Source organism: Akkermansia sp. BCRC 18949 (genome assembly GCF_045011645.1).
GTDB lineage: Bacteria > Verrucomicrobiota > Verrucomicrobiia > Verrucomicrobiales > Akkermansiaceae > Akkermansia > Akkermansia massiliensis.
Genome location: NZ_CP123619.1, coordinates 1,199,070 through 1,219,267, shown reverse-complemented (window position 1 = coordinate 1,219,267; position 20,198 = coordinate 1,199,070). Strand labels below are relative to the sequence as shown.

Genomic DNA, 20,198 nt, shown 5'->3' with positions numbered 1-20,198 from the left:
TGCTGCTACAGGACGGGGCTTTTCGTTAGCTGAACATTACAATGAGTAACTCAATCAGCCTGGTTAGTATGATACAGTCATTCACATGGTACACCTCCTTTTCTTAATCCGGGATCAACCCGGCGCGGAGATTTTACAGAAAAACAATATTATTTCAAGATTTTCAATTTCAGTAAATTTCCTTGTCCCGGAGAGTATTCCTGTCTTTCCGCGCTCTTTTCCCATGCCCGGGGCAGGCGTTTCAGGGAAAGAACGGCAATAGAGCACGTCCATTCCAACAACTCCGGAGATGGCCGCCAGGCTGGCAGGGCAACGCGGTTCCCCCATTGCAGCAGGCGCCACGGAAAAGCCCCCGTCCACGGGAAGGCAGGGGAACACGCCGGATACACAGTGCGCCCGCTTCACGCAAGCAGGGAATAAAGCAGCATCAACGCCAGATTGGCGCCAGCGGCCAGCAGCAGCCTGCCCGGCTTCAAATACCGTGCCTTTCCCAGGAAAACCGTCAGCACCGTGAAGACGGCATACAGGGATATCCACATCAGGAAGAATTCCGCCAGATTCCTTCCGTTCCCGAGACTGTCCAGGGGCATTTTCCAACCGGAAAACAGGAGGGGCAACGCCGGAAGCACGGCATAAACGGCATATACCCAGTTCCTCACCACCGGCCTGAAGACGACTGTCAGCGGGTCCCGGCCAAAGAGGATATTCCTGGAATGGACGCTCTGCACCTTTTCCTTCCGCAGGGCGAAGGGGAGATAGAGGAGGAGAAGCATCGGCAGCAGAACAGGCCAGGCGTACCAGACCGTGGCCGCCCCCAGCATGAAGACGAAGAAGGCGGTAAAAATGATGGGAATGCCCGCCATGAGCAGGAAAAGGAGGCTTGTCCTGCGATCCGATTTTTCTCCCATTTTCAGGAAGGACCATGAAAGATAGGCCATAGGGCAAGAGTCTGGTTTTCCGAAGGTTGCCAGAAATCACAGCCGCCCGCAAGGAAAAGCCGCCCACGGCCGGCAGAATCCGTTACGAACCCCGTTCCGCACACAGAGAACCGGACCGCAGGCAGACTCTGATTGGGATTGCCCCCCGCCCCTTCCCACGCTATCCTGCCTTCATGGCCTACCGAATCTGCAAATCCATTGAACTGGAAAGCGGGCACCTTCTGTCCAAGCACCCCGGCAACTGCAAATTCCCCCATGGCCATACGCGTTCCGTGGAGATGGTGTTCCGGGCGGATACGCTGGACGCCAACGACATGGTGGTGGATTTCAAGGCCATCAAGCAGATGATGGGGGATTTTCTACAGCAGTTTGACCATTCCCTGTGCGTGAATACGGATGACCCCAATTACGCCGCCTTCGTGGCCGCGTACGGGGAGCGCATCATTCCGTTTGACCGGGAGGACCCCACCAGCGAGGTAATGGCCCGCACCATTTTCAACTTCGCCCGGCATGCTCTGGAAAAGGCCAGGGAAGGTTCCGGCGAATACCCCGTGCGGGATTGCGTCACCCTGGAACGCGTGCGCGTGTGGGAGACCAGCAGTTCCTGGGCGGAATACGGAGAATAGAAGCGCGGGCTATTCCTTCCGCCACGCGTTCCGCCGGGAATGCCGTTTCAACCGCATTTCACGGTTCTCCTTTCAGGACGGTTACCCGGTTGCCGGGCAATTCCCCCGCATACGGTCTGCAGAGGCTTATCCCTTAAAAGGGGTTGAATGAGATCATGCGCTTCTGCGTCCAGTGCCCGTACGTAGAGGAATACACATCCGTAATTTCACGGGCCCATTCGTCAATGGTGCGCTGGTGGTGGGCGTATTTTTTAAAATCCTTGGTATCCACGCCCAGCAGGGCGCTGTGGTCTTCCTCGTAGTCCGCAAATTCGGAAACGATGCGTCCGTCCTCATCCCGCAGGCGTCCCGCCATGGCGATGTGGCCCTTTTTGATGAACCGCTTGACCAGGCCGCCCCCCTTGATGCCGCTCAACGCCGTGACAAAAATGCCGGCTTTGGCGTTCGTGGGCGTGATGGAAATGATGGCGAGCTCCAGCGTATAGGCCCCCCTGGTTCCCGGAGGCACCATCTCAAAGTGCGGATTTTCCGCAACTTCCTTTTCCATGCTGGCCGTGACGCTCTTCCGGAAGTATTCCGCCAGACGGTGCAGGGCATCAAATCCTTCCGCGGTATCCGGCCTCACATCCATGTGCACCGTATCCACCGGAACGACGGCCATCCGGACTTTTTTGCCGTCCACGCCGTTTACCTTGTCATTCCAGATTTTTTTATCATCAGCATTCCAGTAGGCATCAAACGGGATATGGGAGTCGCAATTTTTTACCTGATGAGTCACGAAGCCCGTCCGGGGCACATGCTTGAAGTTATTGGAGCAAGCCACTACCGCCATGCCGCCAAGCAGCACGAGCGCCATCAGGGAAGCGAGGAACAGGAACCGGTGTTTCTTCATAAACAGGCAATCAGCTAGAGTCATTTCATACATGACCCGGCATCCGCTGTCAATAAAACCCAGGAAACAAACCGCTCAAGACCGGAAACCGGCGCCTTCCTCGTTGAGGCGGCAGGAGAGGGAACGCAGATTTCCGGCATCCCCCCGGTCAGGAAGAACGGAAACGGAAGGAAATTCCCCCCTCCCTGCATCCGGAAATATCCCGGCAGGGATGTTGACAAAGGTGGGAACTTTTTATCAGAAGCGCACGGGAGGAGACAGGAGCCTCCGGCCTGTTTTCCCTGTTACCGTTCGCGAGAACGGAGCCGTCCGGGAATGCTAAAAGGAAAAGGCGCGGCAGGTCCATGAAAACCCTTTTAAAGGAACGGCCACCCGGGAGGGGCCTTAATCCTCTTCATCCATGGGACGGTATTTCACGGCCAGTTTTTCCAGAAGCTTCAGGGCCAGGGCGGCACGGCTGCGGAAGGATTTATAGTCCCGCGGGTCGCAGTCGCTCCAGGCCCGTTCGGCCAGCGCCAGGGCGCGGGGCCACGCCATGTATTCCACCAGCCCCATGTCGTACAGGTATTCCGTCCAGATATTGGCCTGGAGGCCGCGCACCTTGGAGGCTTCCTCCGGGGACAGCTCCGGCAGTTCATAGCCGTACACCTGCCTGAGCGGTATGAGGCCCCCGATGGCCTTCGGTTCCGTGGGGGCAGAAGACTGGTAGTAGTCAAAGTAGAAGTGGGAGCACGGGGCCAGGATGACGGGATGCCCCTTTCTGACCGCCGCCGCGGCAAAGTCATTGCCGCGCCATGCCATGACGAAGATGTGTTTGTCCGCCTCCAGTTCCCCTGCCTCATCCCAGACGATGGCGTCATAACCGTCTTTCCGCACGTAGTCCGCAATTTGCTGCAGGAAGTCCCGGCTCAGGGCCTTGAGGTCCGTCTCGTTCAGGTCTTTCAAACGGTTCTGGCAGTACCTGCATTTTTTCCATGCTTCCGCGGATACCTCGTCATGGCCCAGATGAATGGGGGAGCCGGGCGGGAAGACGGCCTTGAGTTCATCCACCACGTCTTTTACGAAGCGGAGCGTTTCCGGACGCCCCATGCAGACGGCGTCCCGGCCTTTTTTCCCTTCCACGGGAAAGTCCACCCCGTCGCAGATCAAGTCCCCGTAGGCATGCATGGCCGCATAGGAATGGCCGGGAAGGTCTATTTCCGGCACAATGGTGACCTGGCGGCTGCGGGCATAGGCAATGATTTCCCTCATCTGCTCCCGGGTGTAAAAACCTCCGTAGGTGGCCTCCGGGTCATGCTCCTGAATGGCCAGCTTCACTTCCTGCCAGTTCCATTCTCCATTGGCCAGCGGCACGCGCCACGCGCTCATGGAGGTGAGAAGGGGGTATTTCCTGATTTCCATCCGCCAGCCGGGGCCGTCCGTCAGGTGCAGGTGAAGCCGGTTGAGCTTGAAGAGGGACATGGTGTCAATCATGCGCTTGACCTCCGCCATGGTGAAGAAGTGGCGGGATACGTCCAGCATGATGCCCCGCCATTCAAAACAGGGGACGTCCCTGATGGAGAAGACGGGCACGGAGAAGCCGTCCTCCGTCCGGTTGGCATTCAGTACCTGCACCATGCTCTGCCACGCGTAGAAGAGGCCTGCGGACGCCCCCGCTTTCAGATGCAGCACGCCCCGCCCTTCCCGGCCTCCTTCCAGACGCGCCTCATATCCTTCCCCGGTTCCCGCGGGGTTTCCTTCCACCGAACAAACCACGTCCGCCGAGTCCCTGTCACGGGTCATGGAGAGGCCGGACAGGACGCCCTGGGCGTTAAGCACATTCAGGATGGCTTCCACTGCGGGAGCATCCTTTTCAGGAGCATAGACCGCCAGCCGCAGCGGAAGATGCGCCACGGCGGACCGGTCGGACGTGCATGCGGAAGGAGCGGGGAGCAGCACATCCTCCGCCGGGAGCATTTCCGCCATGCCGGCGTTCAGGAACCCGGCCAGAGCCAGCCACGCCGCCATCCGGTAAAAACGCCCCTTATTCATCATTCCGGGAGTACGGGAAGCAGCATTCCGTTCTTTCAATAAAAGAGGAGCGCCGCAGGCCCCTGCGGGAACGGAAGATAAAGGCGGGCGGCGGTGAATTCTTTTTCCCAAGAACAGGACGTCCTGACGGATGTATTCATTTCAGCCGACGCAAGGGTTTGCGGCGCTCCCCGCCCTTTCTTTAAAAAAGGCGCGGCCATGTTCGCCGCGCCCCGGGTTAAATCCGTTTTTGCGCCTATTTGCGACCGCCAAAGAGACCGCCCAGGCCTCCTCCAAGCCCACCAAGGCCTTTCAGGCCGCCAAGACCGCCGCCCATGCCGGGAAGGCCGGGCATCTTGCCCCCTTTCCCCTTCATGGCGCCCATCTGTTTCATCATGGCGCCCATCTTGCCCTTGCCGGACATCATCTTGCGCATTTCGGAAAAGTTCTTGATGAGCTTGTTCACCTCCATCAGGGAGCGGCCGCAGCCGGCGGCAATGCGGCGGCGGCGGGACGGGTTCAGCAGGTTGGGATTGCTCCTTTCCTTGGCCGTCATGGAGAGCACGATGGCTTCCATGTGCTTCATCCTCTTGGGGTCCAGCGCGCCGTCCGGAAGCTGCTTCTTGATTTTGCCGAAGCCGGGGAGCAGGCCCAGCAGGCCTTCCAGCGGCCCCAGGTTCTGCATCATCTTCATCTGGTCCAGGAAGTCGTTAAAGTCAAATTTGCCGGACATCATGCGGTCCATGGATTTGGCCGCCTGTTCCTCGTCAATGCGGGCGGCGGCATGCTCCACCAGCCCCACGATGTCCCCCATGCCCAGGATGCGGTCCGCCATGCGGCCGGGGACGAAGGGGCCGAACTGGTCCAGCTTTTCCCCCTCGCCGGAGAATTTGATGGGCTTGCCCGTCACGGAACGCATGGAGAGGGCAGCGCCCCCGCGGGCGTCCCCGTCCAGCTTGGTCAGGACGATGCCCGTGACGTTCACGGCCCGGTCAAAGGTCTGGGCCACGTTCACGGCCTGCTGGCCCGTGGCGGCGTCCACCACCAGAAGGGTTTCCCGCGGGGAGAGGAAGGCGTGCAGGTGGCGCAGCTCGTCAATCAGGGCTTCATCCACTTCCTGGCGGCCCGCCGTGTCAAAGATCATGACGGTCCCGTTCTGGGTCCGGGCCCATTCCAGGGCCTCACGCGCCACGGCCACCACGTCCCGGCTGCCGGGAGCGGGCTTGTACACGGGCACTTCTATCTGTTCCGCCAGCGTAGCCAGCTGGTCCACGGCGGCGGGGCGCACCAGGTCGCAGGCCACCAGCAGGGGGCGGCGCCCCTCGTTTTTCAGGCGCAGGGCCAGCTTCGCGCTGGTGGTGGTTTTGCCCGCGCCGTTCAGGCCCACTACCATGATTCTGGCGGGGTCCGTCAGGTCCAGTCCCACGGCGTCTCCGCCCAGCAGGGCGGCGATTTCATCACGGAAGATTTTGACGATCTGTTCCCCGGGCTTGATGGATTTGAGCACTTCCTGCCCCATGGCCCGCTCCTTCACGCGGCCGATGAATTCCCGGGCCACGCCAAATTCCACGTCCGCTTCCAGCAAGGCCAGCCGGATGTCCCGCAGGGCGTCCGCAATGTTCTTTTCAGAAATCTTGCCCAGGCCCCGCAGCTTCCGGAACGTGTTATCCAGTTTATCAGCTAAAAGTGAAAACATAATCGTATGATGCGCCAGACTGTGCCACATTTCCCGCCCCCCGTCAACAAGTGCGCCCTGCATGGGACATGATGCTTGACTTGCCGGAGGCTTCCCCCCATCTTTTCCCGCATGGCACCTTTTGACCTGAAAGAGGAAATTTTACGCCTGAAAAAAGAACGCAACGCCATCATTCTGGCGCACAGCTACCAGACCGGGGACATCCAGGACATGGCCGACTACGTGGGCGATTCCCTGGGGCTGGCCTACAAGGCGCAGCATACGGATTGCGACGTGATCGCCTTCTGCGGCGTCCATTTCATGGCGGAGACCGCCAAGATCCTCAATCCGGACAAAACCGTCATCCTGCCGGACGCGGACGCCGGCTGCTCCCTGGAAGCCTCCTGCGACGCCGGGGAACTGGAAGCCTTCCTGAAAGAGAACGCCGACAGGAATTATTACGTGGTGGCGTATGTGAACTGCTCCATCGGCGTGAAGGCTCTGGCGGACGTGATCGTCACCTCCGGGAACGCCGTGAAGATTGTCTCCCAGGCTCCGGAGGACCGTCCCATCCTGTTCGTGCCGGACCAGAACCTGGGCGCCTGGGTAGGCCGCCAGCTGGGACGCCCCATGGAGTTGTGGAACGGGGCCTGCCACGTGCACATGGAATTTACGCGGGACCAGATTCTGGCCCTGAAGGAGAAGCACCCCGGCGCACTGGTGGTGGCGCACCCGGAATGCACGGAGGCCGTGCGCCTGCTGGCTGACCACATCTGCTCCACGGAGAAGATGATTCCCTACTGCACGGAAAGCCCGGCTTCATCCTTCATCATCGTCACGGAATCCGGCATCCTGCACCGCCTGCGCAAGCTGGTGCCGGGCAAGGAGTTCATTCCCGCCCCCACGGAGCAGTGCTCCTGCAGCACCTGCCCGTACATGAAGATGAATACGCTGGAAAAACTGTACCTGGCTCTCCGGGACCTTTCCCCCGCCGTGGAGCTGCCGGAAGACCTGCGCAAGAGGGCGGAAGCCCCGCTGCTGCGCATGCTGGAGCAGTCCAAATCCTGACCCATTTTTCCCCCGCATGATACGCCTTTCCGACCACATCGCGGCCGCCGGCGGCTGGCTTTCCCTGGAAGCCTTCATGCAGCTGGCCCTGCACCACCCGCAGGAGGGGTATTATTCCTCCTCCATTGAAAACATCGGGAGCCGCGGGGATTTTTCCACCACTCCCACGCTGTCCCCCATTCTGGCAAAGGCCGTCGCCGCACGCTGGAAGGAGGCCTGCGCCCGCTGCGGCAGGCGGCTGCCCCTGCTGGAGATAGGCGCCGGTTCCGGAGCCCTGGCCGTCAAGGTCCTGGAGCAACTGGGGTTCTGGAACCGCCTGAATACGGATTACGTGATTGTGGAGTCCTCCCCCCGGCTGCGCGAATTCCAGCACCTTCTGCTGGGGAGCCAGGCCAAGATTTACTCCACCATGGAAAAGGCGCTGAAGCACTGCGGCGGAAAAGCCTTCATTTTCTCCAACGAGCTGGTGGACGCCTTCCCGGCCCGCGTGTTTGAGTACACGGAAGAGGGCTGGCGGGAAGTGGGGCTTACCGTAAAGGACGGAGCCGTGCGGGAGGAACTGCGCCCCGTCCGTCAACAGCCGCTTTTTTCCCACATGCTGGAATATGATTCCCAGCCGGGGCAGCGTCTGGAGATTCACGATTCCTACGCGCGCTGGTTCACCGGGTGGCTGCCCCTCTGGAACATGGGCGTCATGACGGTCATCGACTACGGGGACGAAATGGAGCGGCTTTACTACCGCCGCCCCCAGGGTTCCCTGCGCGGGTATAAAAGCCACCAGGTGCTGACCGGGGAGGAACTGTACCGGCACCCCGGCCTCACGGACCTGACCTGCGACGTGAATTTTACGGACCTTCTGGAGCTTTCCCGCAACTGCCTGGGGGATACGGTCACCCTGATGACTCAGCGGGATTACCTGCTCCCCTACGCGGAGAACACGCCGCAGGACGCCTTCCTGACGGACGAACACGGCGCAGGAGGCCATTTCCACGTGCTGATCCAGGAACGGCTGTAATGTTCGTCATTCCTTTCCCGAATTTGCATCGTTAAACTTCCTGTGTGCCCCTATGTTCGATCTTTCCGATTTTTTGAAAGATATTTTATCCTCATTGATTGGACCTCCCGGGAGTGGCAGGGATGACGAACAATCCCGGAGGCGTCAATGGACGGGTATTATTCTCCTGGCAATCGTCATGGGATCTCTGCTCTTATGGATACATATGAACAGCATGGCGGCTCTTGTTCTCGGCATGGTCTTTGCCTTTTGGCTGATCGCTTATATTATTGTCCAATCCCTCCGGAATCATGACTATAAATAAAATTGCCGTGGTTATGCCTAGGGGAAGTTTAGATAAGAAGGCCGGGAGGCCTTCGTTCCCAGGCGACCGCTTCTCATGCATGTCATTGGAATTGTCCCATCCCGGATTTCCTATCATGACCGCGCTTTTGGGAACAAGGGCCTCCCGGCCCTTGTAAATAAGTTAGTCCATAACATCCCGGCCTTCCGATAACAAAGCTCATCCACCAACTTCCTCCTTCCAACTCCTTTCACAAAACCATGTTTGATCTTCTTTCCTTTCTGCTGGATATCCCGTCCCTTCGAGCAGAGTTTTCCCCGCGCGCCAGACATGACGGGGAATCCCCGTACTGGCGTTTCATGGGCATCCTTCTTCTGGGAGCGGACCTGGCCGTGCTGTTGTTAGGAGACATCACGGAAAGCATGCCGGCTCTTTTAGCCACTATTGCCCTCAGCCTCTGGCTAGTCGCGCACCTTGTCATCCGCTCCTCCCGGCACAGGGATAACCGAGGATAAAGCATCCTCCCTCCTTCCCAAAAGCACCCTTCACGCCAACATTGCAGGGAAACCGGGTCTACCCCCTATTTCCACTTTCAAGGCAGTAAAAACATGATGCATTCATTCTCAAAGCATCCTGTATTTCCTTCCATGGGCCTGTCATAAAAATTTTCTCCTTTTTGAACGCAAGCCCCCACCCGGGACTCTAACCTGCATCAGTAACAAACCGGGCGGCGGGAGGTAGAGAGACCGCCACCCATTATGGGGAGTTCTGAGTTTCATAGGTAATATAGTTGGATAAAAACCCGCACGGGGGAAACCCTGTGCGGGTTTATTCATCCCCGCTCCGGGGCACCCGGAAAACAGGGCCGGAACAGGCCGCAGAAAATCATGGCTGAACCAAATTAAGGCTTGAGAGTTGAAGGCATCTCGCTAATCTGGCTTCAGCAAGAATCATCTGTTATCATGGTCACCACGAACGAACCGAATGTTTACGAAACAGGAGTACTGGACTCCAACGCGGAAGGCAATTTTGTCTACACCACCCTGGACGCCGCCATCAACTGGATTCGTAAAAATTCCCTCTGGCCCATGCCGATGGGGCTTTCCTGCTGCGCCATCGAGTTCATGGCCGTGGCCTGCTCCCGGTATGACCTTTCCCGCTTCGGTTCGGAAGTAACGCGCTTTTCCCCCCGCCAGGCGGACGTGATGATCGTGGCCGGCACCGTCACCTACAAGATGGCCCTGGCCGTCCGCCGCATCTGGGACCAGATGCCGGAGCCCAAGTGGTGCATCGCCATGGGCGCGTGCGCCTCCACCGGCGGCATGTTCCGCTCCTATTCCGTGCTCCAGGGCGTGGACAAGATTATTCCCGTGGACGTTTACATTTCCGGCTGCCCTCCCCGCCCGGAGGCCATCCTGGAAGCCCTGCTTACCCTCCGCAAGAAGCTGGATACCCAGCAGCCCGCACGCACGTTCTTCAAGAAGGAGGAACCGCGCGAAGCCAACGCCCCCGTGCCGGTCGAGACGGAAATGCCTCTCGAATAAACCTTTTCCGACCGTTTTACTCCGTTCCATCTTTTACCATTTCTTCTCCATGCCTTCTCTAGAATCACAGATCAAGACCGCCGCAGACAACGCCCAGAACCGCTTTGGGAAAGACGTCATCACGGACCGCTACGAGTTCCGGGGCGACATCACGCTGACCGTCGCGCGCCATGCCGTGGCGGACGTAGTCCGCTGGCTGCGGGATTCCGCCGGGTTTGACATGATGGTGAACCTCTGCTCCGTGGACAACATGGGGGAAAGCCCCCGCTTTGAAGTCAATTATACGCTGACGCAGGCGGAAACGGGCGTGAACCTGAGCCTCAAGACGAAGGTGGACGACGGAGAGGAAGTGCCCAGCGTCACGGAAATCTTCCAGTCCGCCAACTGGCACGAGCGTGAAGTATGGGACCTGATGGGCATCAAGTTCTCCGGCCACCCGGATTTGCGCCGCATTTTGATGTGGGAAGGCTATCCTTATTTCCCCCTGCGAAAGGATTTCCCCGTTCAGGGCGTACCTACTGAACTGCCGGGCGTCGCCTTTACGGAGGCGGCCCCCACCCAGGGAGCGCCGTTCGCCACGGAACAGGGCCGCTGCCCCAGCGCCTGCCGCGAACCCCGGTCCCATAAATTCTAGCCCATTTTCCAGCCCCGCAAGGCGGGGTCCCTCCCATGACCCGACTCCCCCTCATCCTGCCCGTATGTATCATCAGCCTGCTCAGCGGCTGCCAGGACGCCAACCCGGCAGAGCGGGAATGGAAGGACCAGTTATATAAAAACCTGGCGATCGTGGGAGCCAGAAACTGGATTGTCATTGCGGAGTCCTCCTTCCCGGCCTATACGGGAGCCGGCATCAAGACCATGGTCTCCGACAAGACGTCCGATGAAGTGCTTCTGGACGTGCTGAACATGCTGGAGGAGGAAGCCCACGTGGTGCCCCGCATCATGATCAGCTCGGAATTGCGCAGCGTTACGGAGGATTACGCCCCCGGCATCAAGCGCTACCGCAATAATATCAATAAAATGCTTCCGGGACGCCAGCATTTTGAATTGATGAGCCGCACGATCAATTCCCTGATCGAAGACGCCGCCAAGCAGTTCAACGTGCTGGTCATCAAGACCAAGACATCCCTCCCCTATTCCAACATTTACATTGAACTGGATTCCGGGTACTGGAATCCGGAATCGGAGACGGCGCTCCGCAAATCCCTGGAGGCCAAGGATGCGGTCAACCGCCGCGCGGCCCAGGACAGGGTGCTGGACGTGCCCCTTACGCCGGGAGCCGCCCCCGCGCCGCAGGACCGCAAGGAGAATCCCCCGGCGCCCGGCGCGCCCGCATCCACCCCCACGGACAACCTGCCGGAGCTTCCGCGGGAAAACCGCCAGCCGGCCTCCCCCGCCGGGAACCAGGCTCCCGGTGTGCCCCCGCCGCCCATCAAGGATCCGCTGGGAGGGAAAACCGCCATTGCCAGATTTTCATAAACCATCATATGGACAAGGCCACAGAAGAACGCCTCCGCGTGGAGGCATGGGTAGGGGACGCCATTCTGGCGCTGTACGTCAGGGAATGGATTCTGGCGGAGGAAGGAGCGATCAACGGAAAGCTTTTCATCGAATTCACCAGCAATGATTTCCTGCGCCGCACCGGCAACGCCACAGGCGTGGAAGCGGAAATAGGCCGCACCTTCAAGGCAGGAGGCCTGGAAGCGGCCTATGCCTGGATTGAACATCATTTGAAGCCCCGCATGGAGGAACGCTGGCACACCCTGCGCAGAAAAGCCCTCCGGTAGCCTGCCGCCGCCATGTCCGCCTCCGGAACACCCCTGCCCTGGGACCGGGACAACGGCCCCTGCGTGATGGCCCCCCCCCATTTGAGGGATTGGGCGGAAGAGGCCGCCGCCTTCCTTTCCCGCCGGGGCATGGATGAGGTCACGGCCTTTGCCACGTCCGGTTCTTCCGGTTCGCCGCCCAAAGCCATTTTATTCACCCGGCGCGCCCTGGACGTCTGCGCGCGCGGAGCCCTGGAACACCTGCACGCGGAATGCGGGGACTGGTGCTGCCCCCTGCCCGTCTGGCACGTGGGGGGCGCCATGATTTACCTGCGCGCGGCCCTGGCCGGGACCGACGTCCATGCGCTTCACGGCAGGTGGAATCCCCAGGCCTATGCGGACCTGATGAAAAGCTCCGGGGCCTGCTGGTCCTCCCTGGTTCCCACGCAGGTGGTGGACTTGGTCAATCTGCGCCTCCGCGCGCCTTCCACCGCCGGATGCATCATCGTAGGAGGGGGGGCGCTGGACATGGAGACGGGCAGGAAAGCCCGCGCCCTCGGCTGGCCCGTGGTGCAGAGCTACGGCATGACGGAGTCCGGCTCCCAGCTCGCCACGGCTTTCCCCGGCGATCCGTACCACACGGACCGCCTTTCCCTGCTACCCCACTGGGAAGCAAAGACGGACGAGGACGGCCTCCTGCGCTTCCAGGGGGAAGGCAAGCTGTGCGGCCGCCTGCTGACGCAGCCTCATGGAGGTTTTCTGCTGGAACGGGTGGAGCCGCAGGAGTGGTGGAGCACCCGCGACCTGGTGCGCCTGGAGGGGCGTCTGCTGACCTTCCTGCGCCGAGCGGACAGGCTCGTCAAAGTCCTGGGGGAACTGGTGGACCCGGACGCCGTCCAGGATGCGCTGCGCCGCCGTGTTCCGGAGGCGGTAGTGGAGGCCGTTCCGCACCCGCGGGCCGGAATGGAGCTGGTCGCCTGCGGTCCCGCCGCTGTGCCGCTGGAACGCGCGTGCCGCGAATGGAATGCAGCTGCTCCCGGCCCCCAGCGCATCCGGGCCGTCATGGAAACGCCCATTCCCCTGACGGTGATGGGAAAACTGGACCGCCGCCGGCTGCGCGCGCTGCTGGAGGAATGCCCGGAAAAACTGCGGGAGGTTTAGTGAGGCGCATCCTCCAGGGGCTCTTTTTTAAATAATCCGGACCGGATGGACCGGATGGACTGGATGGACGGAAGGGGCACAGGGGGGCTTAATATCCCTTGTTTACTTTGTCCATTCCGCCTTTCCCGGCTATCATTATCCTTTGCCTTGGGAGCTGCCGCACACGTGCCCGGAGCCTCCCGTCACAGCTTCATTTGTCTTCTTTAAAAAAAGAACGTGACATCATCAATAATTAAACATTCAGGCACGTGAAAAACGCTTGTAGGGCAGAGGTTTTTCCTGTTAGAAAAGAGTTGATCCATGCGTGCCCGTCTTCTGCTTATTCCCTTTATTTTTTCCGTTCCGGTTCATGCCCAGGACGTTCCGTCCCAGGCAGGGGCAAATCCACCCGTGCAGGTGGAGCAAGTCCCGGTCCGGGACCTTTCCCAGCTGCCCATGGACGGCGGCTGGACGTACGGGGAATTGCTCGGCAAGGCTGCCGCGGGAGACTTCCGGGCCAACATGCTGGCCGGGGAGTACTGGATGGGGCTTTATTACCTGAACCGGGGGGACCTGCCGCTGGCCTGCCTGGAGCACATGCAGCATTTCTTCCGTGAAGCGGCCGCCAAATCCGGTCATCCGGCTCCCAAGCTCATGATGACGGACCCCTACGGGATTTTCGGGATTTTCAAGGCGCAGTCCATGCAGCCGGAGCATGCGGAATGGCTGGACGCCTGCCGCAAGCTGGCCGAGAAGGGAGACATGGACGCCGTCACGGCGCTGTACACCGTTACGGACCTGCCGGAAGCCGAGTTGAAGCGCTACCTCGCCCCTCTGGAAAAGAAAGCCGCCTCCGGCGACCAGGACGCGCTTGCCCAGCTCGCCTTTATCAGGGTGGACTGGCTGAAGGAAGACCCCGGCAAGGTGCTTGAGTCCCTGGAGAAGCACCGGAAAAACGCCAAACCGGTTCTTCTGGCCCGGATGGGGGAACTGGCCCTTTCCCTGGGCGGGGGGCCCTCCGGCAACGATCCGGACGGCAGGAAGTGGCGGGACATGGCCGTCCAGCCCCTTTCCCAGGCCGCGGAGAAGGGACACGCGGCAGCCATGCGCCTGCTGGCGGAGATGACGAAGGGTACTGCCGCGGAGCAGTCCGGAAAGCTTCTGGCGGAATTGCGCTCCAGGGGAGATTTGGAAACCCTGCTGGGCGATCTCTCCGGCTGCATGAAGGAGAAAAGGGGAACCGTGGACGGCTACCTGCTCCAGACCCTGTTTGACCAGGCCCGCAAGCTGGGCAGCAATAATGCCTATGCCTGGTACGCCCAGTTGGTTTCCGAAGCGAAGCCACCGCAGGAGCAGGAGCTGCGCAAGGCCGCCCTGGACCTGCTGGCCCTTCATGACGAACGGGGCATGCCCTTCCTGAAGGAACCGCTTTCCCTTCCCCAGAAAAAGCTCAACCAGCTTCCCCCCTATGCCAAAACGCACAAGGAGCTGGAGCTGGCCTCCCAGCTTGGAGACGCGGATTCCAGCGTCCAGCTGGGCGAGCTGTGGAAGGAGGAACTGGCCAATACCATGGATTCCATAGGCAAAGCCCATGAAGCGCAGGAGAACATGCGCACGTGGTACAAGCAGGCGGCGGAAGAAGGCCATCCCCTGGCCAAGCTGCGCCTGGCCCAGATGGAAAACCCGGATTTGATGGACAAGCCGGCCGCGGAACCCGCCAGAACGCTGCTGAACGACTGCCTGGCGAAAGCCGCCTCCGGGGACTTCATTACGCTGAGAGGCATTTCCGAATACGTCACGCCGGAACAGTGGGAGGAGCTGACCGCCAGCCTCCGCAAAAAAGCTCAGGAAGGGGACGCCCGCAGCCAGGCGGACCTGGCCTACCTGATGCTGTTCAGCTACAGGAGCGAGGAATCCGGCTATCCGGAAGCCCTGGCCTGGGCCCGGCTTTCCGCCGGACAGGGGGATCCCTGCGGCATGTACGTGCTGGGCCGCGCCCTTATTTACGAATTCGGCTTGGAAAAACGCATGGCGGAAGGGGATTCCTGGATGTTCCGGGGGGCCCTGAAGGGCCATGTGGACGCGGCGGACATGTGGAGCTCCAATAATGAAAACCTTCAGCCTTACAGCGCCATGATGCACGGCCTGGCGGCACGGGGCCACATTCCCTCCCTGCTCTTCCTTGCCAACCAGGCGGCCTATCCCCAGGATACGGCGGAAACGGCGGCGCAGAACGCCAGCCGGAATACCTCCCATTCCGCTTACCAGCAGGTCAAGATGAGCTTGAATAGCGAGGAAGGAAACACCCCGCCGTGGCTCCGCAAGCCGGGGCAGAAGGATAACGCGGAAGATACGCTGACGGACGCCGGAGCCGTCCCCCCCTGGATGACGCCGTCCGGCAGGGAACGCCAGGCCCCTGCCCCGAAAACCATCAATCCGGAAGCCGTGAAGTTCTGGGAACAGGCCGTGGAACTCGGCAGCCTGACCGCCCTGGACGAATTGGCCAATTATTATGAAACCGTGGCCGGGAACGTGCAGGACCCTGCGGAACGGCAGCAGCTGCTGGCCTCCGCCATGACGGCGGCCACCGCGCTGGTGAAGAAGGAGGACGTGCGCGGCCTCAAGAGGCTGGCCCGGTATTACGAGCAGGGGATCGGCGTGCAGCCGAACAAGGAGCTTCACAAGGATTATGTGCTGAAAGCCGCCGCAACCAAAGACCCGGAAGCCCTGGTGGAAAAGGCGCGCCTGCTCATCAAGGGAGAGGATATGGAGCCGGACCCGAAAACGGCGATGGACATCCTGACCAAGCTGGAACAGAACCAGACGCATGCCGTGCCCGGCATGTATTTCCTGCTCGGCTACCTGCATGAGGAAGGGCTCGGCACTCCGCAGGATATGGCTCTGGCCTACCAGTTTTACATTAAGGGAGCGGAACAGGACGACGCCAAGTCCATGAACAACCTGGGCTCCATGTACGAACGCGGAACGGGCGTGGCCAAGGATCTGGCGGAAGCCCGGAAGTGGTATGAACAGGCGGCGGAGCTGGGGAATGAAGACGCCCGCGCCAATGTGGAGCGGGTGAAGGAAAAGATTAAGAAGAAGGCGGGGAAATAGGCTGCGCTTTTGCCCGGTGAATGCCCCGGAATGGGTTTGCGGGAGCAGGGAGCGCCGCAGGCCTCTGCGGCCGGCTGGGAATGAGGTGAGGAAAGCGAGCGCGATTCTTCAACGGGACATTCTCTGTTTTTAAGATGAGGAGGCCCATTCAAGGTTCGTGCATTCTGCCATGCGTGGCTGTTCGGGCCGCCCGCATGGGTATATGGCGCTCCCTGTTCCGGCCATGCCGTGCCGGGACGGATTTTGCTTTCCAAGGCGTAAGCAGGGGCGGAAAGGCACCTCCACAAGGAGGTCGGCTGAAGTTATTCCCGTGTCACTTTCAGGCGCAGGAAGCGCCGCTTCATGGCGCTGTCCTGCACGGGCTCCGCATCCCGGAATTCGGCAGACGTTCTTCCGGCGGTTTCCACTTCCCCCAGGGAAGTCCAGTTAACCAAGTCCGGGGAGACTTCCACTTCATGCTTTACCTCCGCCGCCTGAGGATTTACCGGCCACCGCAACACCAGATGCCTGCTTCCTTCAACGCCTTCTTCCACGGATACCTTCGTCACGCTTCCGCAGGGTTTCAGCGGGTCCAGGCCCGTGGCGTATTTCATCAGGTTGGTGACGCCGTCCCCGGCGGGGGAGGCATCAGCCGCCGTCCGGTCCGCCGTGGCGTCCGGCGGGAAGGTGTCCTGCACCCACTTGTCATAGCCCGCCAGGTCTGCCCCGGCCTGCGTCACGGTGACGGCACATTCCTGCTTGTCGGAAGCGCGGAACACCACCGTTCCGGACCGTCCGGAGGCGGATTTGTTTTCCGACGCCGTCAGGATGATCATGGTCCGGCCGATGCCGGAAGCGGCGGAAACGGAAATCCATTCCGGGGAGTCCGCCACCACCCAGCCCAGGGCTTCCTCTTCCATTTGAATTTCCACATCCACCGCCCCTCCTGCGGCGGGAACGGACGCCCCCACCCGGGACAAGCCGAACGGTGAAGCCGTGACGGGAAACGACGTGGAAGACACGTAGCGGTTGGCGGCGCGCAGGAGGGAATGGCGGTCAAAGTAGTTATTGCTTCCGGAAGCGTCCGCCACGTCCAGCCCCATGTCCCAGTACATGAAGCCGGCCAGCTTCTGGTCGCTGATGTATTTGGCTTTCTTTTTGACGGTGGTGACGCCGTTGTAATGGAGCGTCAGATTGAGGCCGGAATAGGAATAAACGGCCGTGTCATGATCGGGGTTGTCCGCTTCCGGACAGTTGGCGGCTATGTCCCTGTAGCCCTTGATGTAGTCCCCCGGCTTTTTGCCGTCAGGCAGCCCGGCGGTTCCGGGCGTTCCCTGGAATGGGGCGCTCAGGATGATCTTTTTATCCGGAAAGCCCTGATTCCGGGATTTTCCGCAGGCGGAAACCATGCTGTTATAAGTATTCACGTCAATGGCCGGCCCGTAGTTCTGGAAGGTGAAGTAGTCCACATACTGCATGTACGCGGCGGGGAACCAGTAGGCGACGGTATGCAGGGAGATGGAAAAGAACATGTCCGGATTCGTCTCCCGGATGGCCTGGGCCAGTTGCCCGTAGTTGGTCCACTTTCCATCCCCCTGGTACAGCCATTCAAAGTCCAGGTCCACGCCGTCCAGCGGATATTTTTTCAACAGGTCCCTGATGCCGTCCGCAAACCTCTGGCGGGCGGCGGCAGCCGGCAGCATGGCGCTCCACGCGCCTCCGGCAATGCCCAGGCGGATGCGCATGCCTCCCACCCCTTCCGTCATGCTGCGCAGCGTGCGGACATGTTCCGCCCAGGAGGCGGTATCACGGCCGAAGACGTCGCTGTTCCCCCAGTGAGCCACGATGAGACGGTCATTCCAGTTGGGCTGTACTTCCGTGCCCAAACGGTTGACGGGCCGGGCCAGATGCCACACGCGCATGTCGTCTATTTTCCCCTTTAGGTTCCGGCCCACGACGGCATTCGGCGTGCCGTTCATTTCCCCGGCGGCAACCGCCGCCGTTTGCAGGGGGGCGCCGTTCAGGTAAAAGACGCCCGTTCCCGCCGTGGAATTGCGGATGAAGGCCAGCCAGAAGTATTCATGAAGGGCTACGGCGGGCAGGTCCGCCTCCCAGGCAGCCGTGGAGCCCGCCTGCAGGCGCGCTTTGTAATGGCCATCCGCCCACGCCAGCGTCATGGACACGCTGTCGTTTTCAAACAGAGTGACGTTCTGCTCCCCGGCGGATAGAGCCAGGTTCACTTCAATCGTGAACGCGTTGGCATTGCTGCCCGCCAGCAGTCCGTTGCCCACGTTCATATAAGCGTCTTCTCCGGTGAATTCCAGAACGTTCGTCCGCGCGCCGTCAGCGGGGAGAAGCTGCACGCCCCGGCTTTCCGTCACGTCGTTGTCCGGGTAGGAAAAGCTGATGTCCCCATTGGCGGCGGCGGAAGCGGCGCCGATGTAAATGATATCCGAGTTATTGATCATGTGGGGACGGGACGGCCAGTTCCACATGATATGGCTTTCGCGGACGTACCCGGTCACCAGCATGTAGCGGAAGGTGTTGTTGTCCATGACGATGGAGAATTCCGTGCCGGACGGCGTCACCGCCTGGTACGGGCGGGTGAAGGAGCTGCCCGTTTTGTCCGCGAATTCCGTCCACTTGGCGTCCCGGAAGTCTCCGTCCAGCCGCCACAGCCCCACCAGGCGGCCATACCTGGGGTGGGCCATGGGCAGCGGCCCCGTCAGGAAAAAGTCGTCCGCTCCGGTCCCCAGCTCCGCATTCCAGAACCGCAGTTCGTCCCGGGCTCCCTTGAACTGCGCAGCCAGCACCAGGCCTGTCCAGCCGTTTTTCATGGAGGCCAGGTAAGGCGCGGCAGGAGCGGTTCCCGCCAATGTTCCGTCCACATACAGGCTGACGTTTTCCGTTCCCAGGGCCACGGCCACATGGTGCCAGGTTCCGGCGGCGAAGGGCTGGCCGGAAGCCTCCACGGAGGCGGGAGTTTCCGCATTCCCGGATTCCAGATGCAGACGGCCTCCGTTCAGGGAGAGCGTGGAAGCCCCCAGGGAAAGAATAGCGCCGGAGGCGGCGTCCCCATCCGGCCTGACCCAAAGTTCGCAAGTCATTTCCCCCGTTCCGGTCCAGGCATCCGCAGGCACGGGAAGCGCCACCGGGGAGGAAAGAACGGTCAGCGCCCTGTTGTGGAGCACGCTGACGGGCTTCGGCTCCGGAGCGGGAGGGGCCGGGGTATCATCCGTGCGGACAGTCAGCGCATTCAGATTCAGGGTTCCGGTTCCGGCGGAGCTGCCTTCCTTCACCACGTCAAAAACGAGCGTCCCGGCCTCATCCGCTGCCGCGGTCCATTCCACCGCCATATAGGTATCCGCGTCCGCCGTGTTGACACCCCCTTTCCACGTGTCTTCCGTGCGGGAACCGGTGGAGGTCTGAAGCGCCTTTACGTCCACATGAGCGCCGGATACCAGGGAAACGGACTGGTACGCGGGCTTGCCGCTGCCCAGGAAAAAAGAAACGGCATATTCCTTGCCGGGCGCCAGTCCGGAGAGGGAAACGCGCACCGTGCCGGCCCGGACCGCCATGCCGTTGGTAAACAATTGCAAACTCGTATTCAGGGCTTCCCCATGATTCGGAAAGGAGAAGGCGCTTTCCGCCTGCAGCACGCCGCCCGGCTGCCCTCCGCGGGTTTCCCCCTTTTCCCGCCACGTTGAATTGGCGTTGTTATAGCACATGTTTCCCACGCTCGCTTCCGATTTGGCCGTTACCGCCAGATAAACGGAGCGGCCAAATAGCGTTCCAGCCAGCACGGGGGAGGAAGAGGCTTCCAGGTTATTCCTCCGCAGGGGCACGCTTTTCAGCGTGGAGGATGGCGTGGTGGTCACCACCCCCATATTCGTCCAGCCCGGCTGTGCCGCAGAAGCCGCATTGCCGAAGTCCACGCCAAAGGATTCCACCGTTCCCGCACCCTGCCCCGGATTCCCCAGAGCGGAGAGAGCCACCGCCACAAGGACGCCGAAGAGAGATTTCTTTTTCATAGATATAAGGTTATTAAATAATCTAACAGATAGACTTCTGCAAATAAAAAATGCCGGAAAGGAGGGATGAACAACATGGGCGGTCCATCCCTTCTTTCCGGACATCTCGTCAAAGAT

General features: G+C 60.7%; 15 protein-coding genes. 10 read left to right on the top strand and 5 right to left on the bottom strand.

Features of this window, described 5'->3' with window-relative positions:
* Positions 1-401: 401 nt before the first annotated feature.
* Positions 402-938: a hypothetical protein gene (locus P8A25_RS05020; protein WP_022397377.1), complete on the bottom strand. Its 537-nt coding sequence runs from the start codon at positions 936-938 to the stop codon at positions 402-404.
* A 173-nt stretch (positions 939-1,111) separates the two neighbouring features.
* On the opposite strand from P8A25_RS05020, the gene P8A25_RS05015 reads away from it, so the two are divergent.
* Positions 1,112-1,564 carry a 6-carboxytetrahydropterin synthase gene (locus P8A25_RS05015; protein WP_022397378.1) on the top strand — a complete coding sequence of 151 codons (453 nt, stop codon included), beginning with the start codon at positions 1,112-1,114 and terminating at the stop codon, positions 1,562-1,564.
* Positions 1,565-1,697: 133 nt separating this feature from the next.
* On the opposite strand, the gene P8A25_RS05010 is transcribed toward P8A25_RS05015, so the two are convergent.
* The 3 genes from P8A25_RS05010 to ffh form a co-directional block, all read right to left on the bottom strand.
* The gene (locus tag P8A25_RS05010) at positions 1,698-2,456 is read right to left on the bottom strand and encodes a DUF3313 domain-containing protein (protein WP_215443622.1); all 759 of its coding nucleotides are present in this window, start codon (positions 2,454-2,456) and stop codon (positions 1,698-1,700) included.
* A gap of 384 nt (positions 2,457-2,840) precedes the next feature.
* A complete protein-coding gene (locus tag P8A25_RS05005; RefSeq protein ID WP_215443624.1) occupies positions 2,841-4,490 on the bottom strand; it encodes a family 20 glycosylhydrolase in 1,650 nt (549 codons plus the stop codon).
* Positions 4,491-4,722: 232 nt separating this feature from the next.
* Positions 4,723-6,162 carry a signal recognition particle protein gene (gene ffh / locus P8A25_RS05000; protein WP_102727094.1) on the bottom strand — a complete coding sequence of 480 codons (1,440 nt, stop codon included), beginning with the start codon at positions 6,160-6,162 and terminating at the stop codon, positions 4,723-4,725.
* Positions 6,163-6,273: 111 nt separating this feature from the next.
* Here ffh and nadA point away from each other — a divergent pair, with 111 nt between their 5' ends.
* From nadA to P8A25_RS04955, 9 genes are all read left to right on the top strand, one after another.
* On the top strand, positions 6,274-7,209 hold the full coding sequence (gene nadA / locus P8A25_RS04995) for a quinolinate synthase NadA (RefSeq protein ID WP_102721530.1): 936 nt from the start codon (positions 6,274-6,276) through the stop codon (positions 7,207-7,209).
* A gap of 16 nt (positions 7,210-7,225) precedes the next feature.
* Complete coding sequence (locus tag P8A25_RS04990; protein ID WP_102721507.1) at positions 7,226-8,224, top strand: SAM-dependent methyltransferase; 999 nt, start codon at positions 7,226-7,228, stop codon at positions 8,222-8,224.
* Between the two features lie 543 nt (positions 8,225-8,767).
* Positions 8,768-9,022: a hypothetical protein gene (locus P8A25_RS04985; protein WP_102721505.1), complete on the top strand. Its 255-nt coding sequence runs from the start codon at positions 8,768-8,770 to the stop codon at positions 9,020-9,022.
* 447 nt (positions 9,023-9,469) lie between these two features.
* On the top strand, positions 9,470-10,051 hold the full coding sequence (nuoB, locus tag P8A25_RS04980) for an NADH-quinone oxidoreductase subunit NuoB (protein WP_022397386.1): 582 nt from the start codon (positions 9,470-9,472) through the stop codon (positions 10,049-10,051).
* A gap of 49 nt (positions 10,052-10,100) precedes the next feature.
* Positions 10,101-10,685: an NADH-quinone oxidoreductase subunit C gene (locus P8A25_RS04975; protein WP_022397387.1), complete on the top strand. Its 585-nt coding sequence runs from the start codon at positions 10,101-10,103 to the stop codon at positions 10,683-10,685.
* 35 nt (positions 10,686-10,720) lie between these two features.
* Complete coding sequence (locus P8A25_RS04970; RefSeq protein ID WP_404838787.1) at positions 10,721-11,530, top strand: hypothetical protein; 810 nt, start codon at positions 10,721-10,723, stop codon at positions 11,528-11,530.
* Positions 11,531-11,538: 8 nt separating this feature from the next.
* On the top strand, positions 11,539-11,838 hold the full coding sequence (locus tag P8A25_RS04965) for a hypothetical protein (RefSeq protein WP_102727091.1): 300 nt from the start codon (positions 11,539-11,541) through the stop codon (positions 11,836-11,838).
* 12 nt (positions 11,839-11,850) lie between these two features.
* Positions 11,851-12,978, top strand: a complete 1,128-nt coding sequence (locus P8A25_RS04960) for an AMP-binding protein (RefSeq protein ID WP_102731363.1) — start codon at positions 11,851-11,853, stop codon at positions 12,976-12,978.
* Between the two features lie 300 nt (positions 12,979-13,278).
* Complete coding sequence (locus tag P8A25_RS04955; protein WP_215443805.1) at positions 13,279-16,071, top strand: SEL1-like repeat protein; 2,793 nt, start codon at positions 13,279-13,281, stop codon at positions 16,069-16,071.
* Between the two features lie 302 nt (positions 16,072-16,373).
* On the opposite strand, the gene P8A25_RS04950 is transcribed toward P8A25_RS04955, so the two are convergent.
* Positions 16,374-20,081, bottom strand: a complete 3,708-nt coding sequence (locus P8A25_RS04950) for a LamG-like jellyroll fold domain-containing protein (RefSeq protein ID WP_404838786.1) — start codon at positions 20,079-20,081, stop codon at positions 16,374-16,376.
* Positions 20,082-20,198: the final 117 nt, after the last annotated feature.

Bases quoted from the DNA above. Each gene is read 5' to 3' on its own strand.
- P8A25_RS05020 (WP_022397377.1), bottom strand. From the start codon at position 938: ATGGCCTATCTTTCATGGTCCTTCCTGAAAATGGGAGAAAAATCGGAT.
- P8A25_RS05015 (WP_022397378.1), top strand. From the start codon at position 1,112: ATGGCCTACCGAATCTGCAAATCCATTGAACTGGAAAGCGGGCACCTT.
- P8A25_RS05010 (WP_215443622.1), bottom strand. From the start codon at position 2,456: ATGAAGAAACACCGGTTCCTGTTCCTCGCTTCCCTGATGGCGCTCGTG.
- P8A25_RS05005 (WP_215443624.1), bottom strand. From the start codon at position 4,490: ATGATGAATAAGGGGCGTTTTTACCGGATGGCGGCGTGGCTGGCTCTG.
- ffh (WP_102727094.1), bottom strand. From the start codon at position 6,162: ATGTTTTCACTTTTAGCTGATAAACTGGATAACACGTTCCGGAAGCTG.
- nadA (WP_102721530.1), top strand. From the start codon at position 6,274: ATGGCACCTTTTGACCTGAAAGAGGAAATTTTACGCCTGAAAAAAGAA.
- P8A25_RS04990 (WP_102721507.1), top strand. From the start codon at position 7,226: ATGATACGCCTTTCCGACCACATCGCGGCCGCCGGCGGCTGGCTTTCC.
- P8A25_RS04985 (WP_102721505.1), top strand. From the start codon at position 8,768: ATGTTTGATCTTCTTTCCTTTCTGCTGGATATCCCGTCCCTTCGAGCA.
- nuoB (WP_022397386.1), top strand. From the start codon at position 9,470: ATGGTCACCACGAACGAACCGAATGTTTACGAAACAGGAGTACTGGAC.
- P8A25_RS04975 (WP_022397387.1), top strand. From the start codon at position 10,101: ATGCCTTCTCTAGAATCACAGATCAAGACCGCCGCAGACAACGCCCAG.
- P8A25_RS04970 (WP_404838787.1), top strand. From the start codon at position 10,721: ATGACCCGACTCCCCCTCATCCTGCCCGTATGTATCATCAGCCTGCTC.
- P8A25_RS04965 (WP_102727091.1), top strand. From the start codon at position 11,539: ATGGACAAGGCCACAGAAGAACGCCTCCGCGTGGAGGCATGGGTAGGG.
- P8A25_RS04960 (WP_102731363.1), top strand. From the start codon at position 11,851: ATGTCCGCCTCCGGAACACCCCTGCCCTGGGACCGGGACAACGGCCCC.
- P8A25_RS04955 (WP_215443805.1), top strand. From the start codon at position 13,279: ATGCGTGCCCGTCTTCTGCTTATTCCCTTTATTTTTTCCGTTCCGGTT.
- P8A25_RS04950 (WP_404838786.1), bottom strand. From the start codon at position 20,081: ATGAAAAAGAAATCTCTCTTCGGCGTCCTTGTGGCGGTGGCTCTCTCC.